At 35.3% G+C, this 20,693-nt stretch carries 19 protein-coding genes and 1 pseudogene; 7 read left to right on the forward strand and 13 right to left on the reverse strand.

The genetic code is table 11. The annotated features are described in order from the left end of the window. The coding region (locus DFR57_RS14135) for a YkvA family protein (RefSeq protein ID WP_147269787.1) at nucleotides 1–497 on the reverse strand (497 nt) is incomplete at its 3' end. Between the two features lie 164 nt (nucleotides 498–661). On the opposite strand from DFR57_RS14135, the gene DFR57_RS18295 reads away from it, so the two are divergent. Further along, nucleotides 662–805 carry a hypothetical protein gene (locus DFR57_RS18295; protein ID WP_170132990.1) on the forward strand — a complete coding sequence of 48 codons (144 nt, stop codon included), beginning with the start codon at nucleotides 662–664 and terminating at the stop codon, nucleotides 803–805. Between the two features lie 30 nt (nucleotides 806–835). Here DFR57_RS18295 and DFR57_RS18490 read toward each other — a convergent pair whose 3' ends face one another. Further along, nucleotides 836–1,267 carry a YfhE family protein gene (locus DFR57_RS18490; RefSeq protein ID WP_245937482.1) on the reverse strand — a complete coding sequence of 144 codons (432 nt, stop codon included), beginning with the start codon at nucleotides 1,265–1,267 and terminating at the stop codon, nucleotides 836–838. A gap of 316 nt (nucleotides 1,268–1,583) precedes the next feature. On the opposite strand from DFR57_RS18490, the gene DFR57_RS14145 reads away from it, so the two are divergent. After that, nucleotides 1,584–3,272: a methyl-accepting chemotaxis protein gene (locus DFR57_RS14145; RefSeq protein ID WP_114353868.1), complete on the forward strand. Its 1,689-nt coding sequence runs from the start codon at nucleotides 1,584–1,586 to the stop codon at nucleotides 3,270–3,272. Between the two features lie 398 nt (nucleotides 3,273–3,670). Here the strand turns inward: DFR57_RS14145 and manA are convergent, their stop codons facing one another. The 8 genes from manA to DFR57_RS14185 all read right to left on the reverse strand — a co-directional run bounded on the left by manA (nucleotide 3,671) and on the right by DFR57_RS14185 (nucleotide 13,580). Beyond that, complete coding sequence (gene manA / locus DFR57_RS14150) at nucleotides 3,671–4,627, reverse strand: mannose-6-phosphate isomerase, class I (RefSeq protein ID WP_114353869.1); 957 nt, start codon at nucleotides 4,625–4,627, stop codon at nucleotides 3,671–3,673. Between the two features lie 385 nt (nucleotides 4,628–5,012). After that, nucleotides 5,013–6,248 carry a S1C family serine protease gene (locus DFR57_RS14155; protein WP_114353870.1) on the reverse strand — a complete coding sequence of 412 codons (1,236 nt, stop codon included), beginning with the start codon at nucleotides 6,246–6,248 and terminating at the stop codon, nucleotides 5,013–5,015. Between the two features lie 36 nt (nucleotides 6,249–6,284). After that, nucleotides 6,285–7,082, reverse strand: a complete 798-nt coding sequence (locus DFR57_RS14160; RefSeq protein WP_114353871.1) for an MBL fold metallo-hydrolase — start codon at nucleotides 7,080–7,082, stop codon at nucleotides 6,285–6,287. Next, nucleotides 7,066–8,019 (reverse strand): two-component system regulatory protein YycI, encoded by a 954-nt coding sequence (locus DFR57_RS14165; RefSeq protein ID WP_170132991.1) that lies wholly within the window; start codon nucleotides 8,017–8,019, stop codon nucleotides 7,066–7,068. The genes DFR57_RS14160 and DFR57_RS14165 overlap by 17 nt, the downstream gene beginning before the upstream one ends. Further along, on the reverse strand, nucleotides 8,000–9,376 hold the full coding sequence (locus DFR57_RS14170) for a YycH family regulatory protein (RefSeq protein WP_114353873.1): 1,377 nt from the start codon (nucleotides 9,374–9,376) through the stop codon (nucleotides 8,000–8,002). The genes DFR57_RS14165 and DFR57_RS14170 overlap by 20 nt, the downstream gene beginning before the upstream one ends. Next, nucleotides 9,373–11,199: a cell wall metabolism sensor histidine kinase WalK gene (gene walK / locus DFR57_RS14175; RefSeq protein WP_114353874.1), complete on the reverse strand. Its 1,827-nt coding sequence runs from the start codon at nucleotides 11,197–11,199 to the stop codon at nucleotides 9,373–9,375. Before walK ends, DFR57_RS14170 begins: the two co-directional genes overlap by 4 nt. A gap of 6 nt (nucleotides 11,200–11,205) precedes the next feature. Continuing rightward, a complete protein-coding gene (yycF, locus tag DFR57_RS14180; RefSeq protein WP_114353875.1) occupies nucleotides 11,206–11,907 on the reverse strand; it encodes a response regulator YycF in 702 nt (233 codons plus the stop codon). Nucleotides 11,908–12,152: 245 nt separating this feature from the next. Further along, nucleotides 12,153–13,580, reverse strand: a complete 1,428-nt coding sequence (locus DFR57_RS14185; RefSeq protein ID WP_114353876.1) for a M23 family metallopeptidase — start codon at nucleotides 13,578–13,580, stop codon at nucleotides 12,153–12,155. A 453-nt stretch (nucleotides 13,581–14,033) separates the two neighbouring features. Here DFR57_RS14185 and DFR57_RS14190 point away from each other — a divergent pair, with 453 nt between their 5' ends. Together DFR57_RS14190 and DFR57_RS14195 are read left to right on the forward strand one after the other, a co-directional pair. Then, entirely contained in the window at nucleotides 14,034–14,348 is a 315-nt protein-coding gene (locus tag DFR57_RS14190) for a MazG nucleotide pyrophosphohydrolase domain-containing protein (RefSeq protein ID WP_114353877.1), read from the forward strand. Between the two features lie 30 nt (nucleotides 14,349–14,378). Next, complete coding sequence (locus DFR57_RS14195) at nucleotides 14,379–14,951, forward strand: LOG family protein (protein WP_114353878.1); 573 nt, start codon at nucleotides 14,379–14,381, stop codon at nucleotides 14,949–14,951. 135 nt (nucleotides 14,952–15,086) lie between these two features. Here the strand turns inward: DFR57_RS14195 and DFR57_RS14200 are convergent, their stop codons facing one another. The 3 genes from DFR57_RS14200 to DFR57_RS14210 all read right to left on the reverse strand — a co-directional run bounded on the left by DFR57_RS14200 (nucleotide 15,087) and on the right by DFR57_RS14210 (nucleotide 18,950). Next, complete coding sequence (locus DFR57_RS14200; RefSeq protein WP_114353879.1) at nucleotides 15,087–16,778, reverse strand: DUF2207 domain-containing protein; 1,692 nt, start codon at nucleotides 16,776–16,778, stop codon at nucleotides 15,087–15,089. Between the two features lie 294 nt (nucleotides 16,779–17,072). Further along, nucleotides 17,073–17,642 (reverse strand): GNAT family N-acetyltransferase, encoded by a 570-nt coding sequence (locus tag DFR57_RS14205; RefSeq protein WP_114353880.1) that lies wholly within the window; start codon nucleotides 17,640–17,642, stop codon nucleotides 17,073–17,075. Between the two features lie 105 nt (nucleotides 17,643–17,747). Further along, nucleotides 17,748–18,950, reverse strand: coding sequence for an MFS transporter (locus DFR57_RS14210; RefSeq protein WP_114353881.1), 1,203 nt, complete (start codon nucleotides 18,948–18,950; stop codon nucleotides 17,748–17,750). A gap of 165 nt (nucleotides 18,951–19,115) precedes the next feature. On the opposite strand from DFR57_RS14210, the pseudogene DFR57_RS14215 reads away from it, so the two are divergent. The 3 genes and pseudogenes from DFR57_RS14215 to DFR57_RS14225 all read left to right on the forward strand — a co-directional run. Then, nucleotides 19,116–19,303, forward strand: a pseudogene (locus DFR57_RS14215) (IS5/IS1182 family transposase); the annotation flags it as partial. A gap of 407 nt (nucleotides 19,304–19,710) precedes the next feature. Further along, entirely contained in the window at nucleotides 19,711–19,908 is a 198-nt protein-coding gene (locus tag DFR57_RS14220; protein WP_114353882.1) for a helix-turn-helix transcriptional regulator, read from the forward strand. After that, nucleotides 19,908–20,363, forward strand: coding sequence for a DUF3278 domain-containing protein (locus tag DFR57_RS14225; RefSeq protein WP_114353883.1), 456 nt, complete (start codon nucleotides 19,908–19,910; stop codon nucleotides 20,361–20,363). Before DFR57_RS14220 ends, DFR57_RS14225 begins: the two co-directional genes overlap by 1 nt. The last annotated feature ends 330 nt before the right edge of the window (nucleotides 20,364–20,693 follow it).

A 20,693-nucleotide genomic window follows, 5' to 3' on the forward strand; every position in this document is an offset into this window, starting at 1 on the left:
GAATGAAAGAAACTGAAGAATGGATAAAAACAAGTGCTGAAGAAGTGGCTCAAAATTAAATTGCGAAATGGCTCACTTTTCACTTGCGAAATACAAATTAAAGCGAATATTAAAACACTTAAGTCATCAACATATCCTACACCAACTGCAAAGTCGGGTATAACGTCTAATGGCAAAATAAAGTAACCTAAAGCCCCAGCAATGGTTGCTTTAATTTTTAAGGGTACATCTGGCTTTTGGAGCGTGTAATAGAGTAATAAAACGGCGTAAACTACAGATGTTCCAGCTTTTTTAGAATATTTTTGAACCTTAGTCCAAAGCTTTTCATCTGAGAAATGCTTTTCGTGTTGGTTTATATCTTCAGCACTCAAATTCTCTGCTTCACCTTTTAAATCCGCAACTAGATCTTCTTCAATTTCAATTTCGTTCACTTCATCAATATTAGAAGTGGATAATTCGTCTAGATCTTTTTTCTTCTTAAATAGATTTTTAAACATGTAATCACTCCAAGTATTAGTAACTTATACATACATTTTACATCACGATTATTTATTTATCATTAATTAATATAACGCTAGTATTTCATATAATTAAGTTAATAGTATTTAAATAATTACCTAAGCAAGACATTCTTATCTAATGGAACAGGAGATATATCCTGGTGAGCAATTATACTCCTTTTAAGATCGAAAATAGTAAATTTGAGAACAAACAGAGAAAGAAAAAATTGACTGGCATGACTCCGCTTCAATATCGGATTCACGCCAGCCAATTATCTACTGGATATAATACTTCTAACTTTTAAAGGTCAATTTAAAAACTAATTTACTCTGACCTATCGTTGTAAGTTAGGATTTTCCCTTTTAGCTTCATTTACGTTAGGTTTTCTATATCCACCAGCAATATCTGCTCGTTTAAATTCTTTTGCATAAATGACTTCCTGAGCCGCTGATGGTTCATTCCCTTTTCCTCCTATAGGTTGATACTGTGTTTTTCTAGACATAGTGCTCATCCTTTCTCTTGGAATTGGGTTATATTTGTTTTTACCCTTTACATTCTTTTGATAAACATAGGTTTCTAAGAGATACTTGCGAGCAGGAAATAACTTATTTATTGTTAGCGGAGATACATTCAGTTGAGTCTTCATAGCATCTATTCTATATGATGGGGAACATTTTTTCGCGCTCATCATTTTAGAGCTAATCTCATTTCGAAAACTGTGTACCAAATATAAAACTCCATTATGTACCTGATATAGTTTAATCATTCTTTTTTTCCTTCATCGCAAGTACAACGAAACTACATCCATCCTCAAATTTTCCATATTTAACATCGAGTCTTTATACCCATAAAGTAAAAAGGAGATAAAAATTATATTTCATCCAAAAAACTCCTTCACAACGCTTCTTTGGTATTTTTTCCATAAAAAGTGATTACCTAAAGTCACATAAATACACAAGGTTTATATTTTAAATATGCCTTTTTGTAAAAAATTCTTGCTTTTGTAGTGTAAAAGAATTATATTATTAATAGTTATATTATACTATTATTATATTGCACATAATTAGAAAGAGGAGAAAAAAATGACAATTGGTAAAAAAATAGTTGTAAGTTTTAGTATTATAATCCTATTCATCCTAGGAATTATCACGGTAAGCTGGTATAGTTTAGAAAATGCAAAAGGAGAAACTGCCAACATTGTTGATGATGCTATACCTTTATCTAATGCTGCTAATAATATTCTAACAGCTTTAGTTAATCAAGAAACTGGGGTAAGAGGTTATTTAGTTACTGGAGACGAAAGCTTCCTTGAACCCTTTTATGAAGGTAAGGAAGAAGTGAGTCAAAACTTAGAAATAATAAATACGCATCTCGATGGACACCCTATTATGGCATCATTAATAGATGAAGCTGTACCTAAAATTGAAGATATTCAATCATTTTTTGATTCTGAAGTTGCTTTAGTACAATCAGGAAATATAGAGCAAGCGAGAGAAAACATTGGTGATGGGAAAGAATACTTTGATTCTTATCGGGAAACGCATGCACTTATCGCAGAAGATACTCAGAAGTTAACGAACGATGCATGGGTACGAGTAAATAATGTAACAACACAAAGCCTTATAACTATGCTATCCATTACTACAGTAATCATTTTAATTACTGTTGCTATTACTATTATTTTAATTAGAACAATTTCAAAACCTATAAGATCCGTTTCTACTGCATTAAATAAAATAGCAAATGGTGACCTAACACTAGATAAGTTAAGGATTAAATCAAAAGATGAAGTGGGAATATTAGCATCTTCCTTAAATAAAATGATAGAAGATTTATCAGGAACTATTTCTAAAACGCATGAATCTACCATGCAAGTTGCTGCCTCATCAGAACAACTAACTGCCAGTGCAGAACAAAGTACGGAAGCCAATGAACAATTAGCTTCTCTTGTTCAAAGTAATTATGAAGGGGCAGAAGATCAATTAAAGAAAATTAATAGCGTATCTTCTTCATTACAAGAAATGGTAGAGAGTATGAATAAAATTTCTGATAATAGTAAAGAGATGGAAAGCGCCACTATTAGCACAAATGATCAAGTAGATAATGGGATAAAGTCAATTGAAGAAGTTGTAGGGAAGATCCACGATATTAAATCTTCTTTTGATAAGATGAATATTACTATTCGTTCTTTAAATGATCATTCTAACGAAATTGGTAATATTTTAAACTTAATTACTGACATTTCTGAACAGACTAACTTACTTGCTTTAAATGCTGCAATAGAAGCTGCGAGAGCAGGCGACCATGGAAAAGGCTTTGCCGTAGTGGCAAATGAAGTTAGAATATTAGCCGAAGAATCTAAAAAATCTGCAGATCAAATTGGAAATATGGTTAGAGATATGCAATCAGAAACTCAAAAAGTTGTTATCTCTATTGATGAGGGTAATGTTCAAGTTACTGAAGGCATAGCGTCAACGAATGCCGCAAGTGGTGCTTTTACCAATATCCAAAAAGCAATGAGTAATGTTTCCGACAAAGTAATAGATGTAACAGGATCATTACAAGATATCGAAGAAATTTCTGTATCTATTACAAATGAATTAGAAAACGTTAAAGAAATTGCAGTAAGTAGTGTAGAAGCTAACCAAGAAAGTTCTGCTGCAACGCAAGAGCAACTAGCTACAATGGAGGAAATATCTTCCTCAGCAGAATCGCTTTCACAATTAGCTGAAGATTTACAAGGCGTTATCTCAAAATTTAAAGTTTCCTAAATAAATCAAAAAAGCGATCCCGAATAGAAAATTTTTTGGGATCGCCTTTTTTTAACATCTGAGCGTTTGATTTATATGCTAAAATTAGAAAGATCAAAAAAATACATATTCTTGCAGCTTTAGTTACTTTATTTAGGCGAATTACTTTCATCTTTCTCTTTTTTATTTTTGCCCATCATCGCAAGTGCAATGGAACCACATATATCCGCAATCACTGATAATAATGCAACCAATGAAAACACCTCCAACTTTAAAATTTAAAGTTCAGTGAAAAGTTTCGAGTTATATTATAAGTAAATTTTACCAGAAAATGTAATTATATTAAATACTTTCCACAAACCTACAAATAAAATCTAAAAAAGCCCTAGCAAAATTCCTTCTGCTAAGGCTTCTATTATTTACGTATGCGACACAATAAAGGATGCGTTACCTTCTACTTTATAGCCGGTGATGGTAGCTGGTAGGATAAAGTGATCCCCTTTTTTGATGGAAAAGGCTTTGTTACCCACGTTAATCTCCGCTTCCCCTTCAATCACACTTACTTGTAAAAAGTCTACATCTAATCTCTTTGTAACAGATCCTTCTAACTCCCAGTGATACACGGTAAAGTATTTTTCTTGGACTAATCTTCTACTTGTTAGCCCTTCTTCTACCGTTGTCTCCTGTGAAAGAGTTGGTGTTTCATGTGGAACACTCGTTACTTCTTTAGATGGTTCTAAGTGAAGCTGACGGCCATTTCCGTCTTTATCCTTGCGATCATAATCGTAGACGCGATAGGTGATATCTGAGCTTTGCTGTGTTTCTAGGATTACAATACCTTTTCCAATGGCATGAATCGTACCGCTTGGCACATAGACAAAATCTCCTGCACTCACTGGAACGCGGCGCAGAAATTGATCCCAATTTCCTTCATCAATCATCTTTGTCAGCTCTTCTCGCGTTGTTGCATGATGCCCGAAAATAATCTCAGCACCTGGCTCTGCACTTAAAACATACCAGCATTCTGTTTTTCCGTATGGTTCATCTTCCACTTCACGTGCATATGTATCATCTGGATGCACCTGGACAGATAAATCATCATTCGCATCTAATATTTTCACTAATAACGGAAATGCCTCGGTATTATCCGCTTCTTTATTAAAAAGTTCTCCATTATTTTCCCAAGCATCCTTCAAAGTTTTGCCTTCTAATGGACCATTTGAAATTTTACTTGGACCATTCGGATGTGCTGAAATCACCCATGCTTCTCCGGTCTTTTCATAAGGGATTGTATATTGAAACTCATCGTGTAGCTTTTGTCCACCCCAAATTCTTTCCTGAAAGTAAGGTAATAGAAAAATTGGTTCCGTGTACATATGCTTCTCTCTCCTTTATTCATCACATGTTTATCCATAACTTAAGATACTATTTTTTTAAAAATAAAGCAATAAATCTATGCATGATTTGCATTGCTCCACAATCTTATCCACAGCTTTATACACAGCCCGCTAAACTTAACGCTTATACACAAGTTTTCCACTATCCGTACTAGTTATCCCCAAAGTTATCCACATACTCACAAAACGATTGGCTTATTTCGTATAAGAATTTATGTTCCCTACTATATACAGTGACTTATCCTCAATGTTGTACACAGGGTGTGGATAATAAAGTTAGTTCCTTTCTCTTTTATCTACCCTATTATCCACAAAAAACTCCATTTAATCACAACTGTTGATTAAATGGAGTTTCTCTTCTTTTTTAGTATTCTAAAGAGGATAATTCGATGGATACACTTTTCTTTTCACCATCACGGTAAAACGTTATATCCATGTTGCTTCCTACTTCTTTATTTTGGTATAAATGCTTTCTTAAATCGATAATATCTTGAATCGCTTGCCCATCTAATGCAGTTATTACGTCATATGCTTCTAAACCAGCGCTGTCTGCTGGCGACCTCGGTTCAATACTTCTAATATAGATGCCTGCCTCTACTTCCGCTGGAAGGTTAAGACTTCGTTCCCATTCTGCTTGGGCAATATCATTTAGCGAATAGGCTTCTACACCGAGATACGGACGCTCTACCTGGCCTTCTTGCTCTAGTTGTTCAATAATCGGAATCGCATCATCAATTGGAATAGCAAATCCGATTCCTTCTACAGAGGATTGAGCAATCTTCATGGAGTTTATTCCAATTAACAGACCATTCATGTTAATTAACGCACCACCACTATTACCTGGATTAATTGCCGCGTCTGTCTGAATGACCTCTGCTTGCCAATCTGCTCTTCCATCTAAATCAAAGTCCTGCGGTATCGCTCGTCGCTTTCCACTAATAATACCTTGCGTAACAGAACCAGATAAATGTAAACCTAAAGGATTCCCAATCGCAAGCGCTGGCTCTCCAACATTTACATTTTCCGAGCTCCCAAGCTCAATTACCTTATCAACATAGCTTGCGTCGAGTTCAAGTACAGCAAGATCTGTGAATAAGTCGCTTCCTCTTATCTCTGCATTTACCCTAGATTCATCTGCAAATGTTATTTCTACTTCATCTGCACTTTGAATAACGTGATGATTCGTGACAACAAAGGCCCGATCTCCATCCACCTTATAGATGACACCTGAACCAGTTCCCTGTTCACCAGATTCTGTTTGCTCAAAAAGACTGCTCTGGGATTGTAAATTCACTACACCCACAACTGCAGGTGAGACATCCGCAACAATATCAGTGATGGTAGTAGAAATATCAACCTCGATATTTTGCAGGTTTTCTCCGCTTTTTTCAATTATTGCGGAATCACTAGATATACGGTCCTGTGAGCCTTCTTTCTCTCCCACAATAACCTCATACGGCAGAAGGTCGTACTTAACGAAAGTCGGTAATAAAAAAGCAAATAAGAATGCTCCTAACAAAACTCCAATCAAGACAGGAAGGAATATCTTCCCTTTTTTATTAGACCGCTTCTTTGGATAATTTGCGTCGTAATACCCCATCGCTTCCGCTCCTTTTAGACTCAGTTGAAAAGCCTGTTACACGACTTCATATAGCGGTGTTGGATTTTTTGGATCTGTATCATGAATCGATAGGTCTCGTCCGATATCAAAACCATAATCCTTTAACCCATTCTCTACAGACATGCGTGCCAGTTCTTTCATATTATTATCTTTGCTTAAATGAGCTAAATAAATACGTTTTGTTTTATTTCCAATAATATCTTTTAAGGCAATTGCACAATCATCATTGGATACGTGACCGGAATCGCCCAATATACGACGCTTGACACTCCATGGGTATCTTCCCATTCTAAGCATCTCCACATCATGGTTCGACTCCATAATAAGTGCGTCTGCGTCTTCTACTGTCTTCTTAATTCTATCTGAGACATATCCTGTATCTGTCAGAATTGCTACTTTTTTTCCTTCATGATGAAAGGTATAAAACATCGGTTCAATGGCATCATGGGATACACCAAAAGAAGATACATCAATATCTTCAAAGGTTTTTGTTTCTTCCATTTTAAATTCGAATTTTTGATCCAAGCTAATCTTGCCAATCGAATGCTCCATGGCCTTCCACGTGTTGGCATTGGCATAGATCGGCAGGTTATGTTTCCTAGCGAATATGCCTAAGCCTTTAATATGATCACTGTGCTCATGTGTGACAAGGATTTTAGAAAGTTTTTTGGGATCGATCTCCGCTTCTTCTAACAAACGGTTTAACTCTTTTCCACTTAGTCCTGCATCGACTAAAATATTTTCCTTGTCTGTTCCTATATAAAAAGCATTCCCCGTACTGCCTGATGCTAATACACTAAAGCGTAATGTCATTTTCTTTCACTCCATCTGTTGTCTGCATAATTTCTAACCAATTCTGGATAAATTCAAGGAGCTGCTCGTCCTCAATTTCTTCTGTCTCTTCCTCAGTTTCTTGCACATAATTCATACTTGTAACTGTTTCGGTTAATTCTTCGATAAAGGTACCCATTTCCGTCACAAAAGTATTTAAATCCCGTGAAGAGAAATGGCCTTCCATGGCATTCACAAAGAAATGGTCCGAATCATTTACTTCAATATCCCACGTCGGTGTTAACACTTGTCCACCATTTGGCAGTGGTGCAAGGTTATGGTAACCGATATCTACGTTTGTGATCGTATCACCAGAAACAATTTGTCCGTTTAAATAAAGCGTAGAAACTGCCTCCATTGGTTTGATGACATCTTCTTCTTCTGGCTGGTCCTCTTCTTCTTCTAATACCGTTTGCACATAACCAACCATCTCTCCTTGATCATTCAAGGAAATAATTAACACGCCACTTTGGTTATAAAGAATAGTTTCACCGATCTCTTGGAAAAAAACCAGTGAGTTCGTGTTCTCATCTTTTCCCCAATATACGTACTCATCAAAATTCCAGATATTTAGGTCTAAATCATCCATTGCTTCTTCATCTATTTCGACTGGATTTTGAAGTTGCGATAAAATTAAATGGTTTTCTAGAACTACAATATTCTGATTGGAAAATCCGGATAATTCATTTACATCTGATTCTGTTATTTCTTTTCTAGTAGCATAAAGCATGCCGACACTCATCGTTTCTTCTGGAATATTTTCCAGTCCATTAATATTGTTCCGTAAGCTCTCTTCACTGGAGAACTCAGGAAGATACGTTACATCGGTTTCTAAATTATTAATGAATTGATTTAATAAGAAGATATCAAGGATAAGGAAACACAAAATGAATAATGTTTTAATTTGGCTCCATTGCATTGGATGCGTTCCCTCCTTGATTTTCAGGTTTTGCATTTGGATCAATCTGCTCCCACCCGGTAAATGTTTCTACATTCCAGGTCGGAATTAAATCAAAATATTGCTCACCAACCAATTCTTCGAGTCGATAGCCAACTGAAATATCTAAGATTTGATCAAGCTCATACTTATCACTTTCCTCTAAATAGCCTAACAGATCCTCGGCACTCATAAGATTAGTCGGTCTGCGGTCATAGGAAAACGTTAGTTTCATTAATGGTCTACTGTACTGATAAACGCTTTGCTCTAGCATATTCACAGAAATCTGATCTAACCCAACATCAGAAAATACCGGATAATTTTCATAAGTCATTCGATAATCTGTCTGTTTGGTCGAGACGTTTAATTCCTCTAGTCTGAAGGTAACATCCTGGTCAACCGGCCATCCATTATGGGAGTTCACATAATTGATCGTTTGATTCAGTAATTGATTTCCAAGCTCTCCTTGTCCTTGTGGAGAATTTCTTTGGGTTTGTTGGTCACTAGAACTTGCCACCGTGAAATTTGTGAAGTCCATTTGATAACCCTGCACGACTACTTCACGATTTCCATCTGTATAAATTCGTCCACCGTCAGGGTTTGGCTCACTAATGATTGCAGATGGATTTTGAAAGAGAATCGTCTGTAAGGTTACCGATTCAGGATTCACTGTTGTATATCTAAATATTCTTCCGATTAGATTTGGTTCTTCTGGTATATACACTTCTCTTTCATTATATAAATTAACTTTTCGATACGTAATTAAGTCCTCAAATATTTGTTGTTCATCCATCAAGTCAATCAGCTGTGCAAAATTTTGGACAGTGGCAGTTAGATCGGTGCCATCTGCATCTTGATTTTTGAAAACAACCTGTTGTCTGGCTTTCTCACGATCTAACGAAATATAAATTCGATTAAAATAACTTTCAAAAATAGTGCGATCATCAATTTTAAACATCTCATAAAGGGCGTTTGTTGGGATGGATGTTGGAAAAACGAGCTCAACCGAACGTGTGCCTTCAAAATAACTCGGTTCCGTTTCCTCAACAATCTCAAAATTATACAACGATACATCTAGGATATTTTTATATAATTCTGCTTCTTCTTCCTTTTTTGACAAACCTAAATACTGATCCTCTTCTTTAAAAATAATATGCGCAGGCTTAATAAGGTCACGTTTTGTTTCTTCTTCTCCTGAGAGCTTCGATTCTGTTGTCGTTCCATCCTCAGCGATCTCGTAATTGGGCTGATAGTTCCAAATGGCTAGCGTTAAAAGTAAGCTTAACGCGATGAGAAAAACTAACAGGATGGATTGGAAGACTTCTAGCTTTTTCCTCATTTCTCTCCACCTCTTTTCCGTGTGGTTAACGGTAAAGTAAAGAAAATCGTCGTTCCCTGTCCTTCTTTACTAGAAGCCCAAATATGACCATGATGGGCATCAATAATTTCTTTAGAAATGGCTAATCCCAAACCAGTTCCACCTAGCTCTCTTGACCTTGCTTTATCTACACGGTAAAAACGATCAAATATTTTATCGAGCTTCTCTCTTTCAATTCCTAGCCCTTGGTCAGAAATACTTATTCTAACCCGTTGCTTTTCTTTGATTACCTGAAACGTTATATTCCCGCCTTCTGGCGAGTATTTGATGGCATTAGAAATAATATTATCAACTACCTGGGTAATTTTATCTTTATCTAGCCAGATAAAAATACTCTCTCTCGGTATTTTACGATCAATCCCAATCGTTTCTAGCTTATTCATCTCAAAGCGATCAATAATATGATGGAAAAACGGTACAATATTGACGCGTTCTTTATACATCGCTTTTTCCTTATGATCCATTTTAGATAATTGTAATAAATCATTTACCAGTCGAATCATTCGCTCTGTTTCATTTTGTGTTACCTCAAGGAATTGAGGTGCAATCGATTCATCTTTCCATGCACCTTCTGTTAAAGCCTCTAAATAACTGCGCATGGTTGTAAGTGGTGTCCTAAGCTCATGCGAAACGTTCGAAACAAACTCTCGTCTCTCCTGCTCCACTTTTTCCTGTTCCGTTACATCACTGATAACGGTGATAAGTCCATTAAAGTGTTCAAATTCATCCTGTACGACTGAAAAGTTAGCTTTTATTAAGAAGAATGCTTCATCATCACTAAAATCAATCGTGACAGAGCCTGTTTCCTCTAGTTCTCTAACATCAACTACTTTATCCTCTAATTGCAAGACCTCAATTAAGGTTCTTCCCTTTGCTTGTTCAAAGGTCAATCCGATCAGATTCACTGCTGGCTCATTCATCAAGACAATGTGACCATGTTCATCAGTAGCAATAACGCCATCAGACATATTCGAAAGAACAGAGCTCAGCTTTCTTCTTTCTTCTTCTGTGGTGAGATTTGCTTGTCTTAATTTATCATTCATATCATTAAAAGTTGTCGCTAATTGACCAATTTCATCACTGCCATATACATTAACCTTCTGTGAGAAATCACCTTCAGCCATCACGATTGCTTGTTTTCGCATTTCAGTAATCGGCTTGGTGATTGTCCGAGCAATAAACATTCCCAATATAATCGAAATAATAATAGCGAGAATTGTTCCATTTAAAAAGATTCGGTTAATTTTTTGAACTTGTTCATAGACGCCTTCCATTGATGCCTGAATTGAAACAGCACCAATTGGGGTTTCACCGCTCATGAGAGGTACGGTTCTTACAAGCATTCGATCACGGGTACTTTCATTTAACATAATTTCATCTTCCGGCTCTCCGTACATTAGTGCGACGGTGATCCCGTTTTCCCCACTGACGCGTTTGCCGATCCGTTCTAATTGCCCTTTGGCACCAACTACACGAAACTGTGTATCAATAACCCGAAGATCAGAAAATAGATCACTAGAGTAAAGACTTAAGATATTTTGCACATCTTGTTGCAGGGTCGGACCTTCACCATCTTCTACTCGTTCTTCACTAAATGCTTCCTCGAGATTGGTTGTTAATACCTCCAATCGATCCGACACATTATTATAAAAGTTCTCTTCTAAATTTTCTTCTAATTTCTGCGCAAAATAAGCACCAATCACTTGAATGGCAAGCAATAAGAACAAAGTTAAAATCACTATAATTTTTAGTCGTATCGATTGTATAAAACTAACTCGTTTCATGCAGCATTACTCCTGTTCAGGATTTCGCAAATAATATCCGACACCTCTTCTTGTTACGATCCAAAGTGGATTACTTGGGTTATCTTCAATTTTTTCTCTTAAACGACGTACCGTTACATCCACTGTACGAACGTCACCATAATAATCATAGCCCCATACCGTCTCAAGTAAATGCTCTCTTGTCATAACTTGCCCAATGTGGCGTGCTAAGTAATGTAGTAGTTCAAACTCTCGGTGAGTAAGCTCTACTTGCTTGCCGTCACGTGTTACCGTATAAGCATCTGGATGAATCACTAAAGATCCGATTGAAATGTCCTTTGTCTCTCTCTTTGTATCTGCCGGTTGTTGCTGACGACGAAGGTTCGCCTTCACCCTAGCAATTAATTCGCGATTACTAAAGGGTTTGGTGACATAATCATCTGCACCAAGCTCTAAGCCTAGTACTTTATCAATTTCGGAATCTTTTGCTGTTAGCATTATAATTGGCATGCTATGCGTTTTTCTAATTTCCCTGCATACTTCATTTCCATCCTTATTTGGCAGCATAATATCAAGTAGGATAAGATCTGGGTCTTCCTTTTGAGCGAGATCAATTGCCTCATCCCCGTCGTATGCACAAACAACTGCATACCCTTCTTTTTCTAAATTAAATTTTAATATATCTGCAATTGGCTTTTCATCATCTACGACTAATATTTTGAGACTCATATGGTCACGTCCTTTTCTAAAAATAATGGAATCTATGGTATTGGTTCATTTTAAATGAGCGTATAAATTACACCATTCTAATTACTTATTTTAACGTACTTTTACTAAAAAGTCTTTTTCTGTCTTTTATCTCGATCGCATTATTTCCTTTTATTATCAATTCCTATAGATATAAAAACCCCTGTTACTTTTCGGTAACAAGGGTTTAACTTATAATTTATGCGGGTATTTATACAATAGTTGACTTATCTTACTAAATTAGCTGGGTTTTGAAGGGCACCATTTTTATAGATTTCAAAATGTAAGTGAATGCCTGTAGATCTTCCTGTTGTTCCCATCACACCAATTTTTTGTCCTCTTTCAACGGACTGGCCAGCACTTACAGAAATAGATGCTAGGTGTGAATAAGATGAACGGTAACCATTGTTATGATCAATAACGATTTGATTGCCATAACCACCGTTATGCCATCCAGCAGAACGAACAACACCATGATCTGCAGCTAAAATAGAACGATTGCTTACACCTGCAATGTCGATTCCGTTATGTTGAGATCCCCAACGAGGTCCAACATGACTAGAAATATATCCGCCAACCGCTGGCCACTGGAATTGACCTGAACCTTGAGATGGTACAACCTTCGTACCTTTTTTAACGATTTCTTTTACAGGCTCAGCTGTAATAGTTTCTTCTACTTTCCCTTCTGAAACTACTTTTCCATTTACTTTCTTCACGCTAAACTGTACTTCTGCTTTTCCGTCTTTACCTTCTTGCGTAACTTCTTTATCACCTTTATACATATCTTTATCTTCTACTGTTTCTGTTTCAAATTCGATTGTTTCTTCTTCTAGCTTTTCTTCTAATACAACTACTTCTACAAATGGTTTTTTCTGTACTACGTTAAGTTCTTGTCCAATTTGCAGGTAACTATCTTCTGTTAAATCTTCGTTCAAATTTAACAGCTCTTCTTTTGATAAGTCATATGCCGATGCAATCGAACCTAACACATCGCCTTCTTTTACTTTATATTTCTTATCCTCTAACGTACCATCTTCCAAAAGCTTTAAGCCTTGTTCTAATGATAAAATTTCATCCTCTTTAACTTTTTCAGCTTCATATGTAACTTCTTCAGTTAAAGAAACATCTATAATCACAGAATCGCCAACTTGAAGTTTTTGACCTGTTTCCTCTTCATTTTCAAGCTTGGTTAAAATATCCTTATTAACGAACTTTTCCTTGTATGCTTGTAGCACCTGTTGTGCTGCTTCTTCATTAGCAAAATAACCTAATTTCGCATCACCAATCATAACTGCTTGTGCATCAACAGAAAGCGTAAGCTCATCTTCTAAGTATTCCATTGTTTCTGTGTTTTTCGCATTTGGTTGGAAAACTTTCTCGGATACATATTTAACGTTCTCATTTACTACGTAATTATATCCTTCTTTTTCCGCTTCTTTTTGATTAATTAAATTTTCCACGTGACTCTCCACTAATTGCTGATCATCAACAACTCCGATGTGCTCTCCATCGACATAAACATGAAAAATAGTAGATAAGTTAAGATCGTCTGCATATGCTACTTGCGTGGTTAATGCTAGTCCAAGAATAGAAGCGAGTGTAACTCTCTTCAGATAGCCAACTAAGTTATTTTTCCTACGATTGCTTTGCTTCATTACGTAAGTCCTCCTGCATAATCCCTAATAATTTCTAATTTATATGTTTTTTCCCTGTCTTTTTATCTATGTTGTTTGTAAATTAATTTTTACAATTTTTAATCCTTTACTAATTTACCATAGGTAGCGTCTCGAATTAAAGGCTTTTAATCAAGATGTAATATAATTGTATCATTCGTAACATTATTTCCCAGAACTGTTACATATCAGATACTCTGTTATTCTAGTCTTTTTATAAAGAAATTAAAGGAAAATAACTATATAACTAGGTATTTCTGCAGTGATTATTAAAAAATTATTACGAAGTTTTAACTAGTGCTTTCTTTTATAATAGATGGTAAATTAATGTTAATGCGTTAATCGAAATTTTAAAGTTGATGATTTCTTTCACTAAAAGGAGGAAGAACAGGCTATTAAAACAACGAAAAGGATTATGGGGGAGTGAGCTATTAGATGGAAGCAAAAGAATTTCAAAAATGGATTGCTGAATACTACAAATCAAGAGGTTGGGCTGATTTAGATATATTTATACGTATCGGCTTTTTATCAGAAGAGACTGGAGAAGTGGCTAGAGCTATAAGAGCCCTTGAAATTGGACGAGATCGTCCAGATGAATATGTCACTTCATTCAATGAGGGTAAGAAACATCTAACAGAGGAACTTGGAGATGTATTGGGAAATGTAGCTGTCATTGCTAACAAATATAATATCGAATTAGAAGATATTTTCCTAGAACATAAAAATAAACTATCAAATAGATATCGTTAACTATTTGAAAAAGGATTGAAGGTGATTGCGATGGAAATAAAAAATCTTGCTGTATTTTGTGGATCGAGTACAGGTACTGATAGTATTTATATGCAAAGTGCAGAAAAGCTTGGTGAAGAATTAGCGAATAGAAATAGAACACTGATTTATGGTGGAGCTCAAGTTGGATGTATGGGTGCTTTGGCTGATACATCTCTCTACTATGGAGGAAATGTAGTCGGTGTAATTCCTCAAAAGCTGAAGGATGTGGAAATTGCCCATGAGCAATTAACGGAACTTCATATAGTTGAAACGATGCACGAACGCAAAGCGAAAATGGCAGAATTAGCTGATGGGTTTGTTGCTCTCCCTGGAGGTGCGGGAACATTAGAAGAGTGGTTTGAAGTATTTACTTGGTCACAGCTGGGTTATCATGCAAAACCATGTGGATTATTAAATGTGAATGGCTTTTTCAACCCTTTAATCACATTGATAGACCACACAATTGAGCAGGGTTTTATGAATAAAAGTTACCGAGAAATGATACTTATTGCCTCTGACCCTACAGAGTTATTGCAAAAAATGGATTCTTATAGTCCGAGTTACATATCAAAATGGGCTTAGTCAACAACCATTTATACTTTACTTATAAAAAAAAGTTATAAAAAAGAGCCTAAATATACACGCTCCACATGTAAGCTTGTATATTTTAGGCTCTCTAATTTTATAACAGTGCTATAACTATTGCTTTCCTTCCTCTTAGAAACCACCTGATCCTCCTCCGCCACCACCAACTCCAGCTCCGCCGCCGGGAACACCACCACTACTGCCAGAAGCAGCTGACACTGATGAGCTTGCATTATCAAAATGGTTGTTCAGCGTGCCTGCTATGACCATAAACATGACAAAATCATTTGTCTGCGGATTATTATGAGTTGGTGCGAAGTTGTGACCCATATCTTCGCTTCTTTTCTGCATCGACTTATTGCCTGTACCGATGGCGTAAATAAATGCTTGCATTTGTTTATCTTTCATCCAGTCATTCCACTCAGATTCACTGATATTATCATAATTGGAGCTAAGGGTCTGCCACTGCTGTTTAATTCTAAGTCCTAGAACGGTTTTCGGTTGAAAGATGATCGCAAATAATATCAAGGTTATGCTTAGAAATATTGTGAAAAACATCCACATAAAAAGGGAATGAACTCCTAAAAGAATACTAAATGGAATGAGCAGAGAACCTGCTACTGCTATTGTCCAACGTAAGCCTATTTGTTTATCAACCAAATCGTTTTCTTTTATCTCAGCTTTTACCGCTTGCACCCAATGTTGAAAGTCACTGTTGTAGGTGGAATAATTTTCTTTTTTCTTTGTATAGTCCTCAAGGTTTTCTAAAGAGAAGACACCGTTATCTCCTATTTTATAAAACAGCCAATTAATCAGTAGGCGTTCATGTGGGTAGTCTGTATTGGCATCTACGACAACAAAGGTCGTCTCGCCATCTCGATTGACCTTCCCTTTCCTAACTAGATCCAATAAAGATGCAGCCAGAAGGTTGCTTTTGGGATACATATGGTTCATATACAGCATGGTAGCTGGTAAACTCATTTCTTGATCTGGTAATAATTGTGCTTGCGAAGAGCTACGGTCTACTTCCCATAATCTACTTTTCTTTTTTCTCCAAGCTATATAAAAAAGTACGAGTAAAAATAGTGTAAAGCCACTTACAATATAAGGTGAAATCTGACTTAATAGCTCCTGTCTATTCTCATAAGCTATTACTTCCTCTTCCAATTTAGCTTGATCTGCTAGTATATTCTCACGAATTGTTTTGTTCTCTAACACACTTGCTGAAGGAAATAGAGAAGCTTCATAAGCTACCCGGATATCTCCGTTTGTTCCGCTTTTTACTTCTCCCATGGCAAAATGAACAACACCATCAGACTCTATATTCGATGTATCGTATGCTTCATCATAACCCAAGGCTAGCACCTCTTGTGGTGATTGAGGCGGATACACGTAAATATCCATATTTTGATACGTCGATTCATTACTAGTGTCGAAAAAAGGCCAGTAAAATTGTGCCAAGTCTGTGTAGACCTCTACACCATTCTTGATGGTGTAAGAAAGATCAACCTTGACCTCCTCGTCTGAACCGCTTCGATAGGCTTTGTAAAGATTCTCTTCCTGTTCAATATCTAAAGAAGTGTTATTTTCAGATGCTTGAAAGTCTATTATTTGTGTATTTTCCTTTGGAATAAGGGTGCGAGTGATTCCGTTAAAATCGCCATCAAATTCATAGGTGTGTTGCTCTATCACTTGCACATCACCGTTCTCCTGTAAGTAAGCATTGATTTCTGTATTTTCAATTGAAAAGTCCACAGCAAAGACATGCTGAGGTAGTAAAATAATCGTAAAAACAAAGGCAAGTAATATTACTAGTTTTTTCATCTTGTATAAGCTCCTTTCACTCTATTTACGATTCTTAAGTGAAAAGGTTTCATCTTAGCATTTTCTCTTTGCCCGTATTTAAGCCCATCAAATCTCAATAATAGTTTTAAATTAGCAAAAGAAAAATCCGCTTATTACCTCACCGATTTTCTATTAGCTTCATTTGTATCAATTCCCACTTTTCATCCCTCATATCTTTTTATTAAACACACTGTAAAGTAATAATTTTGCTTCTGCTACGTTATAAATTTTCCGCTTATTCTGCTAACCACTCATTAGCTTTTTCAAAAAAATTCATGATATATCTTCCATGAAAGATTCCAAACGATTTTTTACATTTTTCCAATCATCGTCTATAATGCTATGAAAAACATAATCTTCTCCATGATATTTCTTCTTTAGAATTCCTTCTCTTTTTGCACCAATACGTTCAATAGCTTTTTGAGATCTATTATTGTCAATAGTTGTTATTATCTCAACACGAACAGCTTTCCAGTCCTCAAAAGCATACTGTAACAATAAGTATTTACACTCCGTATTTACTCTTGTTCTCCAAACCTCCGGGCTATACCAAGTCCAACCAATATTTAAGTTCTTATTTTGTTTTGAAATTCTTAAATATCTTGTCATACCAACGATTTTATCCAAAGTCTTATCAAAGACCACGTATGGAAACTCTTCTCCACGTTCTCTACCTTGAATAGCTGCACAAACAAATTCCTCCATATTTGCTTTTGTATTAATTTTTGCAGGTAAAAACTCCCATATTTCTGGTTGTTTAGCATATTGAAATAATTGTTCCATATGTTGCATCTCAAGAGGAATTAAAATTACTCTTTCTCCTTCTAACAGCTTAAAATCCATCAGTTTCCCACCCATTATTTAATTTTTCTTATTTACTAAACTGTAGTCCTGTAAAATTCTATGGACTTCACGTTAAGTCCTTTTTCCAAAATACCCCCAGTTAACCTAAGCAATTTTTTTCGTTATTTTCATAAATTGCTCTTCGTTAGCTTGGAATAGAGCAAATATAATACATAAGCTAATAGGGATCATTAAGCTTAGATATATATAATTGGCGCCATAATTAGTGGCAACAAAACCAAGGATTGGTGCACTTATAACCACGGAACCTTGATTTCCTATCATTCGATAGCTTGCCATTCTTCCGTGATACTCTGAATTAGTAGCTATCTGTTGCACGGCTTGGAGAAGTACTCGAATCCAGGTTGTGCCGAGTCCTATTAAGATCACCCCGACAAATGAAACTGGTAATATAGGTGCAATGCCGACAAATAGTAATCCAACCAAAACAACGAGCAGTGAATAGAGAGCAATTTTATTTTTACCGATTCTCCACCACCATGTTCCTATTAACCCCGCCAAAATCCCTCCAATCGAGATTGATGCGTCTAATAGCCCGTAAACTGTAGCTGATTGAAGTAAATACTCTACTGTATATACAGATAAAAATCCCAGGCTTGTGTGGAAGACAAGCTGTCCATTAAACATAATGATAAATAAACCGAGTAAAAACTTATGACTTCGTATGTATGTAAATCCATCTGTTATGTCTTTAATTATAGAATTTTTATTTGAAACTTTTTGTTTTTCTCTTATTTCACTTTTTATAAGAAATAATGAAATCGAAGCAATTGCAAAGCTCCCTGTCACAATAGACATAGAGCCCGATACAGAGAGGATGCTAATAATAATCCCACCTATTGATGCACCTAATAATCCACCTACAATGGCTGAAGACGATGATTGAGAAAAAATTTTCGGCAGATGGTTTTTATCGAAATTCTCTGCAATGAAAGCTTGTATAGCCGGGCGAAACAGTGATCCCGATACTTGTAAGATCATATGTACAAGGACAATTAACCAAGGTTCAATCTTATCAATTATAAAAAAGAACAATAAGATTGCCATTGAAAATGTAGATATTATATTGGCTAATATGGATATTTTTTTTCGATTAAATCGATCGACAATAACACCAAAAAACAAATTTAAAACCAGTCCTGGAAAAAAGCCAAGTCCAATTAATAACCCTGTATAAAGTGGATCATTAGTTAATTCATATAGAACCCACGTAACCGTAACAAAATACATAGCCCTACCAAATTCAGCTAAAAAGAACGCAATCAATATATTTTTGAATCCACTCATAAGGTTCTTCACCACCAATGGAATAATTTTTCCATATAATGTAACTGGTCGTCTTGGGAACAACGTTGTTAACTTATTGAGATATTACTCCAGTTAGTACACTATGGTTATTTTATCATTTTCTTACATTTATAAGTAGTTGGGTAAACAATATTTATACATTTCTATGGCAAACGAAAAATAGATTTGGAATCAGTCTTCGGTTTTTAAAAGCTTATTTGTTATTCACTCAAAAGGCTTTCAGGGGCAAAGAGAAAGGAGAAAATGAATTAGGATGTGCTTTTATGGCGATGAACTTTAGAAAGCACACCCCTAAACAACAGACGCTTTCCCCATTATCTTCATTTTTATAAGACATTAGTGCTGCTGAATTTTTTATCTAGATTTACGACAATATCTATGTGAACTTCCCACACTTTTATATCATTATTTTTATTTTTTCAATACTAAAATTTCAGTTTTAATTCTTTATTAAATTCTTCCAAAAAACAACCTTCACCGCTTCTTGCATAAAACCGCAACCACTATAAATTGTAATAACCCAGCAAGCAATTTCAAAAAAATCAAAAAAGTTAATATTTATTTATGTATCCATTTGAAACTTAATTAAATTATTAAATAATGGGGGTTTTATTTTTTCCGCTAGTGCTTATGATTTAAATACATATTTGAAATATAATTTGACTTTTATTTACACTCAATGTAATATATAAATTGCATATGGAAGTTATATATTACATCGTGTTAAGTAGGGGAAAAGATGAAAAATAATGTGAAAATTACTCGAATAAAAGCTTCAATGACTCAAGAACAATTAGCAAGAAAAGTAGGTGTAACTAGGCAGACTATCGGACTAATAGAGAAAGGGGAGTATAATCCGACTCTTCAACTTTGTATTGCAATAGCAAAAGAACTTAATAAAACGTTAGACGAATTATATTGGGAGGTTGAATTGTAATGAAATCTTGGATATCATTTTTTTTACCAAATGACGAATATAAAGAAAGAAAGATGTTATATTTTTTCTCTGAGGGATCGATAATACTTTTCCTTTCCCTTATTGCAATGGTTATTTGTAATTATTACTTTAATATAAGCACAGAAACTGCACTGTTGTTATCTATTGCTGTATTTCTTTTTTATGTACTAGGGAGATATATCCTTTCTGGTATTGAATATACAGATATTGCAACTGAAAAATCCTATAATAGAGAGTTGAAAACTATTTTTATAAGAACAGGTAGTTTTGTAGTAATTTTTATGGTGTGCTATTTAATATTTGGAAATACACCTAGCAGTCAAAATGAGTGGATTGAAATTATAGGATTTCTGTTAAGTGTTGGGCTAGTTTGGTTTATCATTAACTTTATATCTTTAAAGCGTTCCTATAAAAGAAATAAAGATCTGATATGAACTCCTTGCTCCATTCTTTATTAACATGGTTAGGGCCATTAGGAAAGATCGATGAGACTTTCTTTTATCTTAAATAAAGAATTGGAGTAAAGTTTTTAACTCTACTTGCGATGCCCATTTCGAAACTTTATCTAAAGAATATTTTCGATTAAATCTATCTACAACAACAAAAAAAATTAATTTAATACTAGCCCAGGAAAAAACTAGACCAATTACTAATCCTGTATAAAGTCGGGCATTAGTTAATTAATATTGCTCATAAGTAACTTTGATAATCTATATAGCCCTACCAAATTCAGCTAAAAAGAATGCAATCAATATATTTTTGAA

Source organism: Saliterribacillus persicus, from assembly GCF_003337485.1.
Taxonomy (GTDB): Bacteria; Bacillota; Bacilli; order Bacillales; family Amphibacillaceae; genus Saliterribacillus; species Saliterribacillus persicus.

Coding starts and splice junctions, on each gene's coding strand:
- DFR57_RS18490 (WP_245937482.1), bottom strand. CDS start 1,267: ATGATTAAACTATATCAGGTACATAATGGAGTTTTATATTTGGTACAC.
- DFR57_RS14145 (WP_114353868.1), top strand. CDS start 1,584: ATGACAATTGGTAAAAAAATAGTTGTAAGTTTTAGTATTATAATCCTA.
- manA (WP_114353869.1), bottom strand. CDS start 4,627: ATGTACACGGAACCAATTTTTCTATTACCTTACTTTCAGGAAAGAATT.
- DFR57_RS14155 (WP_114353870.1), bottom strand. CDS start 6,248: ATGGGGTATTACGACGCAAATTATCCAAAGAAGCGGTCTAATAAAAAA.
- DFR57_RS14160 (WP_114353871.1), bottom strand. CDS start 7,082: ATGACATTACGCTTTAGTGTATTAGCATCAGGCAGTACGGGGAATGCT.
- DFR57_RS14165 (WP_170132991.1), bottom strand. CDS start 8,019: ATGCAATGGAGCCAAATTAAAACATTATTCATTTTGTGTTTCCTTATC.
- DFR57_RS14170 (WP_114353873.1), bottom strand. CDS start 9,376: ATGAGGAAAAAGCTAGAAGTCTTCCAATCCATCCTGTTAGTTTTTCTC.
- walK (WP_114353874.1), bottom strand. CDS start 11,199: ATGAAACGAGTTAGTTTTATACAATCGATACGACTAAAAATTATAGTG.
- yycF (WP_114353875.1), bottom strand. CDS start 11,907: ATGAGTCTCAAAATATTAGTCGTAGATGATGAAAAGCCAATTGCAGAT.
- DFR57_RS14185 (WP_114353876.1), bottom strand. CDS start 13,580: ATGAAGCAAAGCAATCGTAGGAAAAATAACTTAGTTGGCTATCTGAAG.
- DFR57_RS14190 (WP_114353877.1), top strand. CDS start 14,034: ATGGAAGCAAAAGAATTTCAAAAATGGATTGCTGAATACTACAAATCA.
- DFR57_RS14195 (WP_114353878.1), top strand. CDS start 14,379: ATGGAAATAAAAAATCTTGCTGTATTTTGTGGATCGAGTACAGGTACT.
- DFR57_RS14200 (WP_114353879.1), bottom strand. CDS start 16,778: ATGAAAAAACTAGTAATATTACTTGCCTTTGTTTTTACGATTATTTTA.
- DFR57_RS14205 (WP_114353880.1), bottom strand. CDS start 17,642: ATGGATTTTAAGCTGTTAGAAGGAGAAAGAGTAATTTTAATTCCTCTT.
- DFR57_RS14210 (WP_114353881.1), bottom strand. CDS start 18,950: ATGAGTGGATTCAAAAATATATTGATTGCGTTCTTTTTAGCTGAATTT.
- DFR57_RS14220 (WP_114353882.1), top strand. CDS start 19,711: ATGAAAAATAATGTGAAAATTACTCGAATAAAAGCTTCAATGACTCAA.
- DFR57_RS14225 (WP_114353883.1), top strand. CDS start 19,908: ATGAAATCTTGGATATCATTTTTTTTACCAAATGACGAATATAAAGAA.